This window comes from Streptococcus suis, from assembly GCF_002964045.1.
Taxonomy (GTDB): domain Bacteria; phylum Bacillota; class Bacilli; order Lactobacillales; family Streptococcaceae; genus Streptococcus; species Streptococcus suis_U.
On record NZ_POPB01000033.1, the window covers coordinates 1 to 270 of the forward strand.

The window sequence follows — 270 nt, forward strand, 5'->3', positions numbered from 1 at the left end:
ATAAAAGATTGCTACAGCTTCTGAGTCATGTGGGTTTGACGGCTCTCCGACTAGCTGAACAGGTGTTCCTGGTTTGAGTTGGTCGATTACATCTAGTCCATCATAGTAGGCAAAGGCTGCCAAATGAAAATCTTGAACATTGCGTGTTGGTTCAAATGATGTGAATGTCATGTCTAACCTCCTAGAGAATCATTATGGTTGATAAACAATTTGATAATCTGCATTGATAATGACACCGTTTTGGTAAATAGTGTAACGGGCATTATCATC

At 39.6% G+C, this 270-nt stretch carries 1 protein-coding gene; it reads right to left on the reverse strand.

Features of this window, described 5'->3' with window-relative positions; all coding sequences use genetic code 11:
* The coding region (locus C1E99_RS00140; protein ID WP_193441760.1) for an HIRAN domain-containing protein at nucleotides 1–171 on the reverse strand (171 nt) is incomplete at its 3' end.
* Nucleotides 172–270: the final 99 nt, after the last annotated feature.